Annotated in this window: 3 protein-coding genes; all 3 read right to left on the reverse strand. The window is 72.1% G+C overall.

Annotated features, from left to right (window positions below; all coding sequences use genetic code 11):
• Window positions 1–95 precede the first annotated feature (95 nt).
• Window positions 96–8,525, reverse strand: coding sequence for an SDR family NAD(P)-dependent oxidoreductase (locus ACFYOY_RS28225; RefSeq protein WP_388590362.1), 8,430 nt, complete (start codon window positions 8,523–8,525; stop codon window positions 96–98).
• 20 nt (window positions 8,526–8,545) lie between these two features.
• The gene (locus ACFYOY_RS28230) at window positions 8,546–16,654 is read right to left on the reverse strand and encodes a type I polyketide synthase (protein WP_388590364.1); all 8,109 of its coding nucleotides are present in this window, start codon (window positions 16,652–16,654) and stop codon (window positions 8,546–8,548) included.
• Between the two features lie 293 nt (window positions 16,655–16,947).
• Window positions 16,948–19,062 (reverse strand): FAD-dependent monooxygenase, encoded by a 2,115-nt coding sequence (locus tag ACFYOY_RS28235; RefSeq protein WP_351890029.1) that lies wholly within the window; start codon window positions 19,060–19,062, stop codon window positions 16,948–16,950.
• Window positions 19,063–19,221 lie beyond the last annotated feature (159 nt).

Below are 19,221 nucleotides of genomic sequence, written 5' to 3' on the forward strand. Positions count from 1 at the left end.
CAACTCCTCGTCAGTCACATCGAACGGCGCGGCGTCGAAGCCGGGCGCCCGGGTAGCGCGGCCACGGACACCGGGCCGGTCGCACAGGCGAACATTCACAGCTCCAACTCCTCGTCGATCAGCCGGAACAGCTCGTCGTCGGGGACGCCGTCCACCTCGTCCAGCTCGCCGGAGTCGTCGAGTCGGCTGCTGAGGCTCCGCAGTCGGGCGGCCAGCCGGGAGCGCGCCGCGCGGTCGGCCCGTACGGCGGGCAGTGCCGCCTCCACGTCGTCGAGGCGGCGGAAGACGGCGTCGACCTGCTGCCGGTCATCGGGCAGGACGACGGTGGCCAGGTACTCCGCCAGCGCCTCCGCACTGGGATGGTCGAACGTCATGGCGGTGGGCAGTTCGGTACTGGTGCGCCTGGCCAGCACGTTCCGCAGACGGACGGCGGCCAGCGAGTCCATGCCCATCTCGGCGAACGACACCGTGGGCTCCACCTCGGCGAGGGTGCGGTGGCCCAGCACCTTCGCGATGTCCTGGCGGACGATCGACAGCAGCAGGCCGACCCGCTCGGGCCGGGTCAGGGGTGCCAGCCGTTCGGTGAGCGCGGGCTGCGGAACGTGGTGTGGCTCGCCGTCACGTGGCTCACCCTCATCCGGCTCCAGGACATCCGTGGCGTACTGCGGTCTCGCGGCGTCGGCAGACTTCCCGCCCACGTCGCGCGCCGGCCAGTAGCGCTCCCGCTGGAAGGCATAGGTCGGCAGGTCGACGCGCCTGCCTCCGCGACCGGCCAGGACCGAGGACCACGAGACGGTGACACCCCGCACGGAGAGGTCGGCGAGCGCTCCGGTCAGCGCGGACACCTCACCGCGGTGACGGCGCAGCGCGGGCACGACGAGTGTCGAGGCGGGATCGGCCAGGCTGTCCTCGGCCATGCCGGCGGCGGTGCTGTCGGGTCCGAGTTCCAGGATCGCGGTGACGCCGTCGGCCTCGGCCGCGCGCACCCCGTCGGCGAAACGGACACAGCCGCGCGCGTGCCGCACCCAGTACTCCGGGGAGCACAGTTCCCCGTCGCTCGCGACCGTGCCGGTCAGGTTCGACACCACGGGAACGGCCGGCGCACGGTAGCGGATGTTCTCGGCGACGGTACGGAACTCGTCCAGCATGCCGTCCAGGTGTGCGGAGTGAAAGGCGTGGCTGACCTGCAGCCTGCTGGTCCTGCGTCCGGTCGAGCGCCAGTGCTCGCGGACACGGTCGACCTCGTCGGCGTCCCCGGAGATCACCACGGCGGACGGCCCGTTGACGGCGGCGAGTTCCACGCCGGCGCCGAGGTCGGCCCGGATCTCCTCCTCGGAGGCTTCGATCGCGGCCATCGCCCCGATCGCGGGCTGGGCCTGCATCAGCCGGCCCCGCGCGGCGACCAGCGCGCAGGCATCGGGCAGCGACAGGACACCGGCGACGTGCGCCGCGGTCAGTTCGCCGATCGAATGCCCCAGGAGCAGATCGGGAGCGACTCCCCAGTGCTCCATCAGCCGGAACAGGGCGGTCTCCATGGCGAACAGGGCCGGTTGCGTGTACTCGGTGCGGTCGAGCACCTCGTCGTCGAGGATCTCCTCGTCGAGTACCTCGTCGTCGGCGCCGAGGACCACGTGGCGCAGGGGCAGTGCGAGGTGGCGGTCGAACTCGGCACACACCGCGTCGAACGCCGCCGCGTACTGCGGGAACGCACGGTACAGCCCACGTCCCATGCCCGGCCGCTGGCTGCCCTGTCCGGAGAACACCATGGCGAGCCGCTGTGGCCGGGCCTGACCGACGCCGTCTGTGAGGTGGCCGTCGGCGAGGTGGCCCAGTTCGGCCAGCAGGTCCTCGCGGCTGCCGCCGACCAGCACCGCACGGTGCCCCATGAGCGAGCGGCCGGTCGCCAGTGACCAGGCGACATCGGCCGGGCTGTGGTCCTGGTCCGCGCGGTCCGTCAGCCAGGAGTGCAAGCGGGCGGCCTGGGCCCGCAAGGACGCCGCGCCGCGGGCCGAGAGCACCCACGGGACCACCGGGGTGCACACCGTGGAAGGCGTCGGCGCGGGCGCGGTCTCGGCGGGGGCCTGTTCGAGGATGGTGTGGGCGTTGGTGCCGCTGATGCCGAACGAGGAGACGCCGACCCGGCGGGGCCGGTCGGCCGACGGCCACGGCGTCGGCTCGGTCACCAGGGACACCCCGCCCGCCGACCAGTCCACATGCGGGGTGGGCTGATCGACGTGCAGCGTCCCGGGCACGACGCCGTACCGCATCGCCAGCACCGCCTTGATCACCCCGGCGGCGCCCGCGGCGGCCTGGGTGTGGCCCAGGTTGGACTTCACCGAGCCCAGCAGCAGGGGCTGTTCGCGGTCCTGGCCGTAGGTGGCGAGAAGGGCGCCGGCCTCGATCGGATCGCCCAGCGCCGTTCCGGTGCCGTGTGCCTCGACCACGTCCACCTCGGAGGGGGCCAGCCGGGCGTCGGCGAGCGCCTGCCGGATGACGCGCTGCTGGGCGGTCCCGTTCGGCGCGGTCAGACCGTTGGAGGCGCCGTCCTGGTTGACGGCCGCACCCCTGACCACGGCCAGCACCTGGTGGCCGTTCTTCCTGGCGTCGGAGAGGCGTTCCAGCAGCAGAAGGCCGATTCCCTCGGACCATCCGGTGCCGTCCGCCGCCGCGGCGAACGCCTTGCAGCGCCCGTCAGGGGCCAGTCCGCGCTGCCGGGAGAACTCGACGAAGGCGTTCGGTGTGGACATGACGGTGACGCCACCTGCCACCGCGAGCGAGCACTCCCGGGCGCGCAGCGCCTTCGCCGCCGCGTCCAGGGCGACCAGCGCGGAGGAGCAGGCCGTGTCCACGGTGACCGCGGGTCCCTCGAAGCCCAGGGTGTAGGACAGTCGCCCGGACAGCACGCTGGCCGCGGTCCCGGTGAGCAGGTAGCCCTCGGCGTCCAGGGCGCCGGTGTCGATCCCGGTGCCGTAGTCCTGGCCGTTGGTGCCCATGAACACCCCGCACCGGGTGCCGCGCTGGGCCGCGGGGTCGATGCCCGCCCGTTCGAACAGCTCCCACCCGGACTCCAGCACGAGCCGCTGCTGCGGGTCCATGCCCAGCGCCTCGCGCGGGGATATGCCGAAGAAGGCGGCGTCGAAGCGGTCGGCGTCGTACAGAAATCCGCCCGTTCGGGCGTAGCTGGTGCCCGCCCGGTCCGGATCGTCGTCGTACAGGCGCTCCAGGTCCCAGCCCCGGTTGTCGGGGAAGGGCGACAGCACGTCACGGCCCTCTTCGAGCACCTGCCACAGGTCCTCGGGGGAGGACACACCGCCGGGGAAACGGCAGGCCATCGACACGATCGCGATGGGGTCGCCGGTCGCGACCACGGCCGTCTGCCGCTCCACCGACTCGGCTGCCACGCCCAGCAGTTCGGCCAGCAGATACTCGGCGAGCGCAGCCGGGCTCGGATGGTCGAAGACCACGGTGGTGGGCAGTTTCAGCCCGGTGCGCACGCCGAGGCGATTGCGCAGCTCGACGGCGCCCAGCGAGTCGAAGCCCAGGTCACGGAAGGGGCGCGTCATGTCCGGCGCGCCGGACTCCGTGTGACCGAGCACGGTGAGCACCTCGTCCCGGACCACGTCGAGCAGGAGTCGCGGCCGCTCGGACTCGGGGCGTTCGCGCAGTCGCTCCGCCAACGCGGAGGGCTGCTGTGCCGAGGTACCGGACGCCCGTCGCGCCGGGGCCCTGACCAGCCCGCGCAGCAGGGCGGGCAGGGTGCCGGCGCCCGCCTGTGCGCGCAGCACGGAGAGGTTCAGCCGCACCGGTGCCGTCACCGGGTGATCGGCGCGCAGTGCAATGTCGAACAGGGCCAGTCCGTGGTCCGCGGTCAGCGGATCGATCCCGGCACGGGCCAGTCGCGCGAGGTCGTCCGCGTCGAGGTGGGCGGTCACACCGCCGCGGTCGTCCCACAGGCCCCAGGCCATCGACACGCCCGGAAGGCCCTGTGCGCGCCGGGTCTGTGCGAGGGCGTCGAGGAAGGCGTTGGCTGCCGCGTAGGCGCCCTGTCCGGCGTTGCCCACGAGTCCGGAGTACGAGGAGAACAGCGCGAAGACCTGGAGGTCGGCGCCCGTGCTCAGTTCGTGGAGGTTGATTGCGGCCTGCACCTTCGGGCGGTGCACCCGTGCCACCTGATCGTCCGTCATCGATGTGATCACGGCGTCGTCGACGATTCCGGCCGCGTGCACGACGGCCGTCAGCGGCCGGTCGGCGGGTATGGACGCGAGCAGTGCGGCGAGTGCGTCGCGGTCGGCGGCGTCGCAGGCCGCGATGGTGACCTCGGCCCCCAGGGACTCCAGCTCGGTACGGAGTCGGGCGGCGCCCTTGGCGGTCTCGCCACGGCGGCTGGTGAGCAGCAGGTGCCGTACCCCGTACTCGGCGACGAGGTGTCGGGCGACGAGTGATCCCAGCGCACCGGTTCCGCCCGTGATCAGCGCTGTTCCGGTGAGGGCCCGCGGGGTGCCGGCCACGGTGGGCGTGGCGACGAGCCGGGGCACCCGAGCGCTTCCCTCGGTGAGGACGATCTGCGGTTCACCCGAGGCGAGCGCGCCCGGCAGGGCGCGCGAGGACGCCTCGGTGCCGTCGAGGTCGACGAGGACGAACTGGTCCGGGTGTTCGGTCTGCGCGGTGCGCACCAGCCCCCACACCGCGGCCTGGGCGGTATCACGAAGTTCCGTGCTGCCGTACACGGCCCGGCGGGTGAGGAACACCAACCGCGCGTCGGCGGGGTGTTCCTCGGCGAGCCAGGACCGGAGGAGGTCCAGCGCTCGCGAGGTGGCCTCGCGTGCCTGGGCGGCGATGTCCGCCCCTTCGTGGCCGGGCCCGAAGGCTGCGAGCACCACGTCCGCCTGTCCGTCCGCCGTGGGCAACCGCTGGATGCCGGGGTGGACGGCGCGGAGCCCGTGCTCGTCCCCACCGTCCAGGGCCCACCGGCCCGCTTCCGCGAAGGGCAGCCGTGTGACCGTCCACTCCAGTCGGTGGAGCGGCGTGTGGTGCCGGACCCGCGCGGTGTCCACCGCCGCGAGGGTCACGGACTCGACGGTGTACACGGGCTGACCGGCACCGTCCGCGATCCGCATCGCGTAGGTGTGCTCGCCGAGCGGCAGCAGATGGACGCGGACCGATGCGGCACCGACGGCGTGCGGGCGTACGCCGTGCCACAGGACGGGGGTTTCGTCCTCGGCCGCCACCAGGCTCAGCGCCGCACCGACCAGCTCCGGATGCAGACCATACGGCTCCGCCTCGCTCTCCCGCTCCAGGCCGGCCTCCGCGAACAGCTCTCCACCGGCCCGCCAGACCCGCCCCAGCAGGGGGGATGAGCCGTCCGGCGGGCTCACCTCTTCGGCGTCGGCCGGTGGCCACTGCACGAGACCGGCACCCGTGTCCGGGGATGCGACGCCGGCGCTCGCCGTCGCGTTGCGGGTCCACGGGGTCTCCTCGTCCGGCTGCGAGAACACGTCGATGGCGCCGTCGGCGCCGATGCGCACCTGGACACGGAGGACGCCGGAGTCGGGCAGCCGTGGCGGGTCCACCTGGCGCAGGACATCGACACGGTCGAAACCGGCGTCGGCCGCGGCGTGCCCCGCCAGTTCCAGCAGTGCGGCATGCGCCCCGGCGGGGTCGGCCAGCCACGGATGCGCACCGACGGACAGCACACCGGTGAACACCGTGTCACCGTGGTCCGCCAAGCGCACCGCGGCGCCCAGCAGCGGGTGGTCCACTGCCGTCATGCCCGCGGTCCGCACATCCGCCGCACTGCCGCTCGGCAGCCAGTAGTGGCGGTGCTGGAAGGGGTACGTCGGCAGATCGACGTGTCCGTGTCCGGCCCCGGCGAACACGCTCGCCCAGTCGACCGCGACGCCGTGCGCGTGCAGGGCAGTAAGTGAGCCGAGGAAGCAGTCGGACTCGTCCTGCCCACGCCGGAGGGTGCCCTGAACCGCCGCCCCGGCGCCGACGTCGTCGATGATCTCCTGGATGCCGACCAGCAGCACCGGATGCGGGCTGCACTCCACGAAGGTGTCGAAACCGGCGGCCAGCAGGGCGCGGGTGGCCGGCTCGAACTGGATGGGCCTGCGAAGGTTGCGGTACCAGTACTCACCGGTCAGCTCGGCCGGGTCGATCCAGTCGCCGGTCACGGTGGACATGAACGCCGTCGAGGTGGCGGCCGGCCGGACCGGGGCGAGCAGCTCCTCCACCCGCTCCCGGATCGGCTCGACGTGGGCGGAGTGGGACGGGTAGTCGATGGGCACCCGCCGCGACCAGATTCCCTCCTCCGACAGGGCGGACTCCAGCCGGGCGAGCGCGGGGAGATCGCCCGCGACCACGGTGGAGGTGGGGCCGTTGAGCGCGGCCACGCTCACCCGCTCGAAGCCCTCCAGCCGGGACCGGACCTCGTCCAGGGGCAGGTTGATCGACAGCATGCCGCCACGGCCGGACAGGCCCTCGGCGATGGCCTTGCTGCGCAGCGCGACCGCACGGGCGGCGTCCTCCAGGGACATCGCGCCCGCGACGACCGCGGCGGCCATCTCGCCCTGCGAGTGGCCGATCACCGCGTCCGGCACCACCCCGACGGACTTCCACAGCGCCGCCAGCGAGACCATCACCGCGAACAGGACCGGCTGCAGGACCTCGGTCCGCTCGAACTCCCCGGAACGCACCACGTCGGTGAGCTGGAAGTCCACATGGGGAGTCAGCGCGCGCTCGCAGTCGGCCATCGCCTGTGCGAAGACCGGCGAGGTCGTCAGCAGGTCCACCGCCATCCCCGCCCACTGCGGGCCCTGTCCCGGGAAGACGAATACGACCTTGCGTGGGCCTGCCGTGGCGCGCGTGGTCGTCGACGTGGGCTCGTCGCGGGCCAGTGCGTCCAGCCCCGTACGGAGCTCACGCGCCGACCGGCCGAGAAGCACGGCGCGATGTTCGAACGCGGACCTGGCGAGCGCGAGCGAGGCGCCGACCGCGGTGAGGTCGGCGTCGTCGGTCAGCGTGGTCGACAGCCGGACGGACTGCGCCCTCAGCGCCTCGGGCGTGCGTCCGGACACCACCAGCGGCACGCTGGTCAGGATCAGCGGCGCCGTGGCCGACACAGGCGCCGCCGGTTCGGCCACGGGGGCCTGCTCGATGATGGCGTGGGCGTTGGTGCCGCTGATGCCGAACGAGGACACCGCGGCGCGGCGCGGGCCCTGGGTGTCCGGCCAGGGCGCGGGGTCGGTGAGCAGCCGGACCGCGCCGCTGTCCCAGTCCACCAGCGGCGAGGGCCGGTCGATGTGCAGCGTCCTGGGCAGTTGCTCGTGCTGGAGGGCCATCACCATCTTGATGACGCCACCGATCCCGGCCGCGGCCTGGGTGTGGCCGATGTTGGACTTCAACGAGCCGAGCAGCAGGGGATGTTGGCGGTCCTGTCCATAGGTGGCCAGCACGGCCTGGGCCTCGATGGGGTCGCCCAGCCTGGTGCCGGTGCCGTGTGCTTCGAGGGCGTGCACATCGGCCGGGGACAGGCCGGCGCCCGCCAGCGCGGCGCGGATCACGCGCTCCTGCGACGGACCGTTGGGAGCGGTGAGCCCGCTGCTCGCGCCATCCTGGTTGACCGCCGTCGACCGGATCAGGGTCAGCACCCGGTGGCCGTGGCGACGCGCGTCCGACAGCCGCTCCAGTACGAGTACCCCGACCCCCTCGGACCAGCCCGTGCCGTCGGCCGCCGCGGCGAAGGACTTGCACCGGCCGTCCGGGGACAGCGCCCGCTGCCGGGAGAACTCCACGAAGGTGCCGGGCGTGGCCATGACGGTGACACCCGCGGCCAGCGCCAGCGAACACTCACCGCTGCGCAAGGACTGCGCGGCCAGGTGCATCGCCACCATCGACGAGGAGCAGGCCGTGTCCACCGTGACCGCCGGCCCCTCGAACCCGAGGGTGTAGGCGATGCGGCCGGACAGCACGCTGGCGGTGGTGCCGGTCAGCCGGTGCCCGTCGACCGCGCCGGCGGTATGTTCCAGCGGCGGCCCGTAGTCGTGGTACATCACTCCGGCGAAGACTCCGGTGCGGCTGCCGCGCAGGGTGCCCGGTACGAGTCCGGTGCGTTCCAGCGCCTCCCAGGACGCCTCCAGCAGCAGCCGCTGCTGCGGATCCATGGCCAGGGCCTCTCGCGGGCCGATGCCGAAGAATTCGGCGTCGAACCCGCCCGCGTCGTGCAGGAATCCGCCCTGGCTGCAGTAGGACGTCCCGGGGTGTGCCGGGTCCGGGTCGAAGAGCTCGGTCAGCCGCCAGCCCCGGTCGACCGGGAACCCGGTGACGGCGTCGCCGCCTCGCTCGACCAGGTCCCACAGGTCCTCGGGCGAGCGGACGCCACCGGGATAGCGGCAACTCATTCCCACGATCGCCAAGGGCTCGCGCGCGGCGGCGGTGAGGTCGTGGTTCTTCCTGCGCAACCGTTGGACCTCACGGATGCTGTCGCGCAACGCCTCGGTGACCGCGGCAGCGGTTGTTTCGCTCATCGGTGTCGTCTCCGGCTCGCTCAGGATTCCAGGCTGCGACGGGCCAGCCTGACCAGTTCGTCCGCGTCCAGCTCGTCCAGGCCGTCCAACTCGTCGAGGCCGTCCAGTACGTCGGCACTGTCCGGCCCGTCGAGGCCGTCCGGTGGGTCGATGTCGGCCGGGGGCGCGGCATGGGCGGACGGTTCGGCCACCAGCGTGAGAAGGGCGTCCAGCAGACCGGCGGCGCGCAGACGTGCCACCGGCAGCGTGGCCAGCGCCCTGCGCAACGCCGCCTCGTCCACCGGCTCCGGTTCGGCGGGCGCCATCTTCTGGGCGATCAGGGCGGCCAGCCGGTTCGGGGTGGGGTGGTCGAAGACGACCGTGGGGGACAGCGCGAGCCCGGCCACCCGGTTGAGCCGATTGCGCAGGTCGACCGCGATCAAGGAGTCCACACCCAGTTCCCGGAAGCCACGGTCCAGGTCGATCGCCTCGTCGGGGCTCTGCCCGAGGCAGCCGGCCAGTTCCCGCCGCACCAGGTCGAGGGGGGAGGCGTCCCGCTCGGGCCGTGCCCTCGACGCCATCGGGACCAGGCCGCGCAGCAGTGGCCCCGGGTGGTCGGACGCAGGCCGCGGCTGTCCTGCTGTGCGGCCCACCGCCACCAGGAGCGGGGTGTCCAGTCGCAGCGCGGCGTCGAACAGCGCCAGGCCGTCCTCGGTGGACAGGGTGGGCATGCCGATGTCCGCCAGCCGGTCGAGGTCGGTACGGGACAAGTCGCCGGCCATGCCCGTCTGCTCCCACGGGGCCCAGGCCAGCGAAGTGGCGGGCAGCCCCTGCGCCGCACGATGCTGGGCCAGGGCGTCCAGGAACGTGTTCCCGGCGGCGTAGTTCGCCTGTCCGGCGGCACCGAGGATGCCGGACGCCGAGGAGAACAGCACGAACCCGTCAAGGTCGAGGTCCCGGGTCAACTCGTGGAGGTGCCAGGCCCCGTCCACCTTGGGACGCAGTACCGATGACAGCCGCTCGGTGGTCAGCCCGGAGAGCACGGTGTCATCCAGGACGCCTGCCGCGTGCACCACCGCGGTGAGCGGACGCTCGTCCGGGATCGAGGCCAGCAGCCCCGCCACCGCGTCGCGGTCGGCGACGTCGCAGGACCGCCAGCTGACACCGGGACCCAACTCCGCCACGTCCACCGGCCGCCTGCCGGCCAACACCAGGTGGCGCATGCCGTGCTCGGCGAGCAGCCGATGGGCGACCAGCCGGCCGAGCCCTCCGGACGCGCCGGTGATCAGCACGGTGCCGTCGGGGTTCCAGCCGCGGAGGGTGGCGGGCCTGCGCCCCCGCGTCAGCCGGGGGGCGAGGAGTGTGCCCGCACGCACCGCCAACTGCGGCTCGTCCAGGGGTAGTACGTCCAGGAGGGGCCGCGCCGCCTCCACGTCGGCGTCCAGGTCGAGCAGGACGAACCGGCCGGGATGCTCACGCTGCGCGGAACGCACCAGACCCCACACCGGGGACTGGGCCAGGCCCGGGACCTCCTCGCCCTCCCGGGTGCCCACCGCCGACCGGGTCACCAGTACCAGCCGAGCCGAGGCGAACCGCTCGTCGCTGATCCACGCGCGCACCAGCTCCAGCGCCCGGCCGGCCGTCGCATGGGCGGTGCCGGGCAAGGTCCGGTCCGTCTCCGAGGACACCCGCACCACCACGAGGTCCGGACCCTCCCCCGCGCACCCAAAGAGATCTCCGTCGTCCGGTACGGCGACACGGGATGGCGTGGACGCCGGAGTGACCGGAACCCACTCCACCTTCAGGAACGGATCGTCGTGCACCACAGGACCGGGCGTGCGGACACTCAGCGCCTCGATGTCGGCGACCGGCCCTCCGGCTGTGTCGGTGATCCGCAGCGACACCGCGTCCTCGCCGGTACGTCTGGTGTACACCCGAGCGGCGGCGACCCCGGTGGCATGGACGGCCATCTTCTGCCAGGAGAACGGCAGTTTCGCACCGCCGAAGAGCCCGAGCGCGCCGGCGCCGTGCAGACACGCGTCGAGCAGCGCCGGATGCAGGGCGAACTCACCGGCCCGCCCGGCGAGGTCCAGGTCCAGTTCGACCTCGGTGATCACCTCGTCGCCGGCCCGCCAGATGCGTCGTACGTTCTGGAAGCGCGGACCGTACTCCAGCCCGCACAGGGCCAGACCGCTGTAGAGGTCCTGCGTGGACAACTCGACGGCGGACACCGGCGGCCAGTGGCCGAGGACCCGCTGCGGGGCGGCCGATGCGGGGACGAGGGCGGCGGTCGCATGCCGTGTCCACTCGGCATCGCCGTCCACCGGCCGGGAGTGCACACTCAGCGCACGGCGTCCGTCGGCGTCCTTCTCCCCCACGCCCACCCGGAGTTCCACGGTCTCGTGGGCGCGCAGGGCGAGCGGCGCCGTCATCACCAGCTCCTCGACGGTGGGACAGTCCGTCACGCCACCGGCGTGCACGGCCATCTCGAGGAAGGCCGTGGCCGGTACGAGCACGGTCCCGCCCACGACGTGGTCGGCCAGCCACGAATGGGTGCGCGTGGACAGCACACCGGTGAACTCCACACCATCGCCGTCGGGCTGCGCGATCCGCGCGCCGAGCAGGGGATGCCCGGCCGGGCGCAGCCCGACCGCGCCCGGCGAGGAGCCGGCGCCGGGAGGCTGGTCCAGCCAGTAGCGCCTGCGCTGGAACGGATAGGTGGGAAGCTGTGTGCGTCGTGCCGGGGTGCCGTCGAAGACGGCACCCCAGTCCAGGCCGACACCGTGTGCGTAGAGCCTTGATACGGCCTCGGTGAGCGTGGCCACCTCCGAGCGGTCACGGCGCAACGCGGGCACGAACCGCGCATCCCCGTCGACGCATTCGGGCCCGAGCGTCGTCAGCACGGCATCCGGCCCGAGTTCCAGGAAGTCCGTGACGCCGTGGTCGTACAGCCACCGCACGCCGTCGCCGAACCGCACGGCCGCGCGCACATGCCGCACCCAGTAATCCGGGGAGCACATCTCTTCGTCGCTCGCGATCGTGCCCGTCACGTTGGACACGATGGGGATCGCCGGTGCGTGGAAGGTCAGCTTTTCCGCGACCGCCTGGAAGTCGGCCAGCATGGGCTCCATGTGTGCGGTGTGGAAGGCGTGCCCGACCCGCAGCCTGCGCGTGCGCCGCCCCTGCCGCTCCCAGTGGCGAAGCTGCCCGGTGACGGCCCGCTCGTCTCCGGCGATCACCACGGCCCGCGGCCCGTTGACGGCGGCGATCTCCGCGTACCCGTCCGCCCCCGGCAACTGGGTCAGCACCTCCTGCTCGGTCGCGGCGATCGCGGCCATACAGCCTTCGCCCGGAAGCGCCTGCATCAGCTTGCCCCGCGCGGCCACCAGCGTCACGGCGTCGGCCAGGTCGAGCACACCGGCCACATGCGCGGCGGCGAGTTCGCCGATGGAGTGCCCCACCAGGTAGTCGGGGCGCAGTCCCCAGCTCTCGACCAGCCGGAACAGGGAGACCTCCACCGCGAACAGCGCCGCCTGGGTGTAGACGGTCCGGTCGAGCAGATCCGATCCGTCGAACACCACGGCCTTCAGCCCGGCATCCAGGTGCTCGTCGAATCCGGTGCACACGCGCTCGAAGGTCTGGGCGAACACCGGGTACCGCGCGTGGAGTTCCGCCGTCATCCCGCTGCGCTGGCTTCCCTGACCGGTGAAGAGGAAGGCGAGTGGACCCGCCGAGGCCGTGCACACGTCATCAGCCTCGAGGGAGCCCAGCCCGGCGAGGAGCGCGTCGCGGTCCCCGCCGACGACGACCGCGCGGTGCCGCTGGTGCTGCCGGGTGGTGGCCAGCGAGAGGGCGACGTCGTCCAGCCCGGCCCCGGGCAGCGCCACGGCCAGTCGCCGTGCCTGGTCGACCACCGCCTGCCTGGTGTGCCCGGACAACAGCAGCGGCATGGTGCTGCCGGTGTCGGGCGTCCGGTCCGGCCCGGGCGCGGGGACGCCCTCGATGACGAGGTGTGCGTTGGTCCCGGAGATGCCGAACGAGGAGACGGCGGCTCTGGGCGGACGGCCGCGCGAGGGCCAGGGTGTGGCCTCGGTCAGCAGCCGCACCGCTCCCGCCGACCAGTCCACGTGTGCGGTCGGGTCGATGATGTGCAGGGTTTTCGGCGCGATGCCGTGCCGCATGGCCTGCACCATCTTGATGACCCCGGCGACCCCGGCGGCGGCCTGCGTGTGGCCGATGTTCGACTTGAGCGAGCCGAGCAGCAGGGGCTGTTCCCGGTCCTGACCGTAGGTGGCGAGAAGGGCGTGCGCCTCGATCGGATCGCCCAGCACGGTGCCCGTGCCGTGTGCCTCGACCACGTCGACATCGTCCGGCAGCAGGCGGGCCTGGGCCATGGCCTGCCGGATGACCTGCTCCTGCGCCGGTCCGCTGGGCGCGGTGAGCCCGTTGGAGGCCCCGTCCTGGTTGACGGCGGTACCGCGGATCACCGCGAGGACGTCGTGTCCGTTGCTCCGGGCGTCGGAGAGGCGCTCCAGGACGAGAACGCCCAGCCCTTCGGCCCAGCCGGTGCCGTCGGCCTGAGCGGAGAACGCCTTGCAGCGCCCGTCCGGTGAGAGTCCGCCCTGACGGCTGAACTCCACGAACATGCCCGGGGTCGACATCACGGTCACACCGCCGGCCAGGGCGAGCGAACACTCCCCCTGCTGCAGCGACCGTACGGCGAGATGCACGGCCACCAGCGAGGACGAGCACGCGGTGTCCACGGTGACGGCGGGCCCCCGCAGGCCGAGTGTGTAGGCCACCCGGCCGGACAGCACGCTCGCGCTGGTGCCGGTGAGCAGGAACCCTTCGGCGCCATGCGCGGCTTCGTGCAGGCGCGGCCCGTAGTCCTGGGCACTGGCGCCGACGAACACCCCGGTCCGGGTGGCGCGCAGGCTCTCGGGAACGATTCCCGCCCGTTCGAGCGCCTCCCATGTGCCCTCCAGCAGGAGGCGTTGCTGGGGGTCCATCGCCGTGGCCTCGCGCGGGGAGATGCCGAAGAAGGCCGCGTCGAACGTGTCGATGCCGTCGAGGAATCCGCCCGCCTGAGTGGCGGTGCTGCCATCGGCGAGGTCCCAGCCCCTGTCGGTGGGGAACCCGCCGATGGCGTCACGCTCCTCCGCCACCAGGTGCCACAGGTCCTCGGGCGAGGTCACCGCGCCCGGGAGCCGGCAGCTCATGGCGACGACGGCGATGGGATCGTCCGTCGCGACGGTGGCGACCGTCGCCTGGACGGCCCGGGGACGCTCACCGTCCAGCAGGGCGGCAAGGTGGGCGGCCAACGCCGCGGGGGTCGGATGGTCGTACAGCACGGCGGAGGAGAGCGCTACGCCGGTGGCCGCGACGAGCCGGTTGCGCAGTTCGACGGAGGTCAGCGAGTCGAAGCCGAGGTCGCGGAACGACTCGGTCACCGCCAGCGACTCCGGGTCGTCCCGATCGAGCAGCGCGGCCCCGTGCTCGCGCACCAGCCGCAACGCGGCGGCACGCCGCTGTTCCTCCGTACGCCGCGACGCCCGCGGTGTCCTCGCCTCTGGCTCATGTGTCGGTTCGTCGAGCCAGTACCTGCTGCGCTGGAACGCATACGTGGGCAGATCCACCGGCTGTCCGTCCGGGAAGGCGGGCCGCCAGTCCACCTCCACTCCCCGCACATGGGCCTCGGCGACCGATCGCAGGAAGCGCCCGAGACCGCCGTCGTCACGACGCAGCGAACCCACGACGACGGCCTGGGACCCGGTGGTCTCCTGAACCGGCATCACCAGGGCGGGGTGCGGACTGCACTCGACGAACCCGCTGAACCCCTCGGCTTCCAGCGCACGCACACCGGTTTCGAACCGCACGGTCTCCCGCAGGTTGCGACACCAGTAGTCGGCATCGAGTCCGGTACCGTCGATCCAGTCCCCGGTGACGGTGGAGAACAGCGGGACCGCGGAGCGGGCGGGGCGAACGGCGGCCAGCTCAGCGAGCAGCGCCGGCCGGATGTCGTCCACGTGCGGGGAGTGCGAGGCGTAGTCGATCGGCACCGTGCGCACCCACACGCCCCGGGCCGACAGGGACTCCAGGAGCTCCCGCACCGGCTCGGTGTCACCGGACACCACGACCGAACGCGGGCCGTTGACCGCACCGATCGTGACACCCTGCGGCAGCAAGGGCTCGACCTCGGCCGCGGGCAGGGCGACCATGCCCATGCGGCCCCGGTGCTTGATCGCCTCGACAGCCCTGCTGCGCGCCACCACGACCCGTGCGGCGTCCTCGAGGCTGAGCGCTCCGGCGACGCAGGCGGCGGCGATCTCGCCCTGCGAATGCCCGATCACCGCGTCCGGCAGCACTCCGTGGGATTGCCACAGTTCGGCCAGCGACACCATGACCGCGAAGGTGGCAGGTTGCACGACATCGTCGCCGGTCATCGGTGCGCGCAGCACATCGAACAGATCCCAGTCGACGAACCGGGACAGGGCCCGTGCGCACTCACGCATCCGTGCCGCGAACACCGCCGACTCCTCCAGCAGTGCCAGCCCCATACCGGACCACTGGGAGCCCTGACCGGGAAACACGAAGACCGTGCGCCCCGGTTCCCCCGCCGTACCGAGCACGGGTCCCGGCAGCTGTTCCTTGAGCGCCGCCAGCTCCTCCCGATCGAAGACCACGGCGCGGTGTTCGAGCAGCGTGCGCGTGGTGGCCAGCGAGTATCCGACGTCGGCGGTCGGCAGATCGTGCTGGTCGAGGTGGTCGAGGAGGCGTTCCGCCTGGCCGCGCAGCGCCTGTCGGGTACGGGTGGACAGGACCCACGGCGTCACTGCCGAGGATGTACCGGACGGCGGCGGCTCGACGGAGGGCGGCTCGGCGAGGACGACATGGCAGTTGGTGCCGCCGATACCGAAGGAGCTGACCCCCGCCACCAGCGGCCGCTCCTCTTCCGGCCACGCGGTGGTCTCGGTCTGTACCCGCAGGTTCAACTCGGTCAGCGGGATCGCCGGGTTGGGCCGGGCGAAATTCAGGCTGGCGGGCAGCAGGCGGTGGGTGATTGCCAAAACCACCTTGAGCAGCCCGGTGATTCCGGCCGCGCCTTCGAGGTGACCGATGTTGGTCTTCACCGAGCCGACGCGCAGGGGCGCGCCCTCCGGCCGTTCGGAGCCGAGTGCCGCTCCCAACGCGGCCGCCTCGACCGGGTCGCCGGCCCTGGTCCCGGTGCCGTGCAGCTCGACGTACTGCGCGGCATCGGGTTCGACGCCCGCGGCCCGGCAGGCGGCGCGCAGCACATCGGTCTGCAGGGAGGGGTCCGGTGTGGTCAGATCCGCCTGACCGGCGCCGTCGTTGTTGACCGCGCTGCCGAGGATCACGCCGTGTATACGGTTGCCGTCCGCCAGCGCGTCGGCGAGCGGCCGCAGCACGATCATCACGCCGCCCTCGCCGCGCACGTAGCCGTTCGCCCGTTCGTCGAAGGTGTAGCAGCGACCGTCCGGGGAGAGGACGCCGAGCGCGTCGACGGCCCTGGCGGAGACCGGGGCGAGATTGAGGTTGACGCCACCCACGAAGGCGTGGTCGACCTCGCCACGGCGGATGCTGTCACAGGCCAGGTGCACCGCCACGAGGGAGGAGGACTGTCCCGAGTCGACGGTGATGCTCGGCCCGCCCAGCCTCAGCAGGTGCGACACCCGGTTGGCGGTCATGGAGCGGTGGGTACCCGTCAGGGTGTAGCGGTCCTCCGCCGCGCCACGGGCACGGATGAGGGCCGCGTAGTCGTCGGACGACACTCCCAGATACACACCCGATCGGCCGCCACGAAGGGGGTCCGCCACGAACCGTGCGGACTCCATCGCCTCCCAGGCCAGTTCGAGCGCAAGCCGCTGCTGCGGGTCCATCGCGGCCGCCTCGGCCGCGGTGACTCCGGCGAACTCGGCGTCGAAGTGGGCCACTTCGGAGAGGAAGCCGCCGTGCTCGACGGCCTGTTCGGCGCTCCATCGACCGTGCGCGGTCTCGCCGATCGCATGGCGCCCGGCGCTGAGCAACCGCCAGAATTCCTCCGGGCTCCGGCCACCGGGCAGACGGCAGGCAATACCCGTGATCGCGATCGGCGCCGAGGCGTGAGCGCTCGCGGAAGGCGCGACGGACACAGCCAACCTTTCCTCCCCACGGGACAGGACAAGCGGCGAGAGGAATGTGCCCGGAAGATCCTTCCCATGCGAGCGGAATGCTGCTGGGCAAAACCGGGCCCATCGCCGAGTCATGGGCGGCGACAGGTTGTCGCCGCCTTCGACGGAGACGCTAATCAGCTCGTGGAGAGCCCGGAAGGCAACTGGTATCGATCAAGACCATCCGCGCCATGGATACCGGGCCAATTACGCAAACGACCCAGCGCCGGTGCCCGGTCAGCCCGCCGACCGCGGGAGCCGTGGGAGCCGTGGGATCACAACTGTGACGCCATCTTCTGGATACGCTCCCGCAGCCAGCGGTGCGCCGGATCCGCGGTGTTCCTGGGATGCCAGTACATCGCTTCCGTCAACTCCCCCGCCGGCTCCAGAGATACCGCCCGCAGGCTCATGGGATTCCCCAGCCGCTCGAAGAGCCGCCGGGGAATGACCGCGACCATCCGGGTGCCGGACACCATGGAGGCCGCGCCGGCAAAAGTGTCGCTCACCGCCACTGTCCGGTCGGTTACGCCGCAGTCGCCCAAGGTGAGGCCCGACAGCGGCATGGACTGTGAGCCGATCCTGACATGGGGCAGGGCGCCGAGTTCCTCCAGGCTCAGGGTCGGGCCCACATCTGGGTGGCCACCGTCAACAACGGCGACCAGCTCGTCCGGAGGCAGATCGGCGCGGGAGAACGACGTCAGCTCGTCGGTCAGCACGTTCGGCGGCCAGATCAGCAGGTCGGTCTCCCCGCGGCGCAACCGGTCGAACATACCGGGGTGCACCCCGGTGACGCTGATCCGCACGCCCGGGGCCACCTCGCTGAGCTCGCTGAGCTCGCTGAGCAATGGACGCAGCATCACTGCGGTCACGTAGTCATCGGCGACCAGGTTGAAGGTTCGGGCGCTGGTGACCGGATCGAACCGATCCGTACGGTCCAGGACCTCGTACATCCCGCCCATGAGTTCCTTGACCGGGTCGACCAGTGACTCGGCGAGCGGGGTGAGGACCATCGCGCGCCCGGCCCTGACCAGCAGCGGGTCGTTGAAGTGCCGCCGCAGCTTCGCCAGTGCCGTGCTCATCGCGGGTTGGCTGACAAAGACCCGCTCAGCGGCCCTGGTGACACTGCGCTCCGCAAGGAGCGCGTTCAGCGGGACCAGAAGGTTCAGGTCGATCTTGGTGGGACGAGCCGTCGCAACCGGCTGCTGTTCCCCCTCGGTCGAGGACGCCGACCGGCTCTTCCGCTGCCCTGGGGCGGTCATCCGCCCGAAGAAGTCGCCGATCTTGCGTACGCCGTGCGGATCGGCACCCCCGTCGAGGCTTCCTTTCAGCTCCCTGGCCATGGACGCCGCACGCTCGCGCATCGTCTTCTCATACGCTGCGATCGCCGCCGTAAGGTCGTCACCGGCCCCGATGACGGCTCGGGCGAGGTCGGCAGCGTCCCGCATGGCGAGATTGGCGCCCCAGCAGGATGACAGCATGCCATGGGCGGCATCGCCCAGCAGGGTGACTCCCGGTGTGGTCGGCCAGCTGGTGCCGATGGGGAGGCTGTAGACGGAGCGGGGCACGATCGTGTCATCGCAGTGGCGGACCAGGTCCGTCAATTGCGGGGCCCAATCGGTGAAGTGCTCCAGGATCGCGGCGCGCGCCCGCTCGGGCCGGTCGTAGGGGATGCCGTTGGTGGTGAGCCAGTTCTCGGGAACGCGGAAGGCGATGGAGATGCGCAGGCGGCCATCGCCGCCGCGGCGCGCTATCAGGCCCTTGTCGTCCTGCAGCGCGAACATGCTGCCACGGCCCACGAGCGTGGCCAAGGCCGGCTGGGTGCGGTGGGCCTGGGGGACACCGAGTTCGATGAGGCTGATCCCGGAGTATGCGGGCTCGACTTCGGTGAGCATCGGACGGACGCGGGACCAGGTGCCGTCCGCGCCGATGAGCAGGTCGCAGCTCTCCACCGCGCCGCCGTCGAAGTGGAGTTCGTGGCGGCCGCTCTCCAGGGCGGTGGCGTGGTCGAAGCCGTGGCCCCAGCGGATGCTGCCGGGGGCGAGGGCATCGAGGAGGATCTCGCGCAGGGCGGACCGGTCCATCTCCGGCCAGCCCGTGTCGTCTTCGGGGGTGACGTCCTGGGGTTGGACCGTGGCGTCCTTGCCGAGGATCTTCATGTCCAGGCCCGTGGGGCGGGCTCGGGCCCAGAACTCGTTTTCCAGTCCTGCCTCGCGCAGGGCGTGCTGACCGGACTCGGGGTGCAGTTCGAGGGTGCCGCCCTGGCAGCCGGCGGCATCGGCCGCATCGCGCTCGTAGACGACCGCGTCGATGCCGTTGGCCTGAAGGACGCAGGCGAGGGTGAGGCCGCCGGGGCCGGCGCCGATGATCGCGATACGGGGGGTGGTGTTCATGGTCAAAGAGTCCTTTTCGGCGGCGGCGGTGGACGTCGTCCCGCCTGACATCATCGCGTCCGCGACGCGCCGTCCTCCCACCAGTTGAGGGAGGTGACGGCATTGCTGCCCAGAAACCAGCCATAATCGGCGGAAGGACTCATGGCCCGGGCCGAAGAA

The organism is Streptomyces sp. NPDC007875 (genome assembly GCF_042868035.1).
Lineage (GTDB): Bacteria > Actinomycetota > Actinomycetes > Streptomycetales > Streptomycetaceae > Streptomyces > Streptomyces antimycoticus.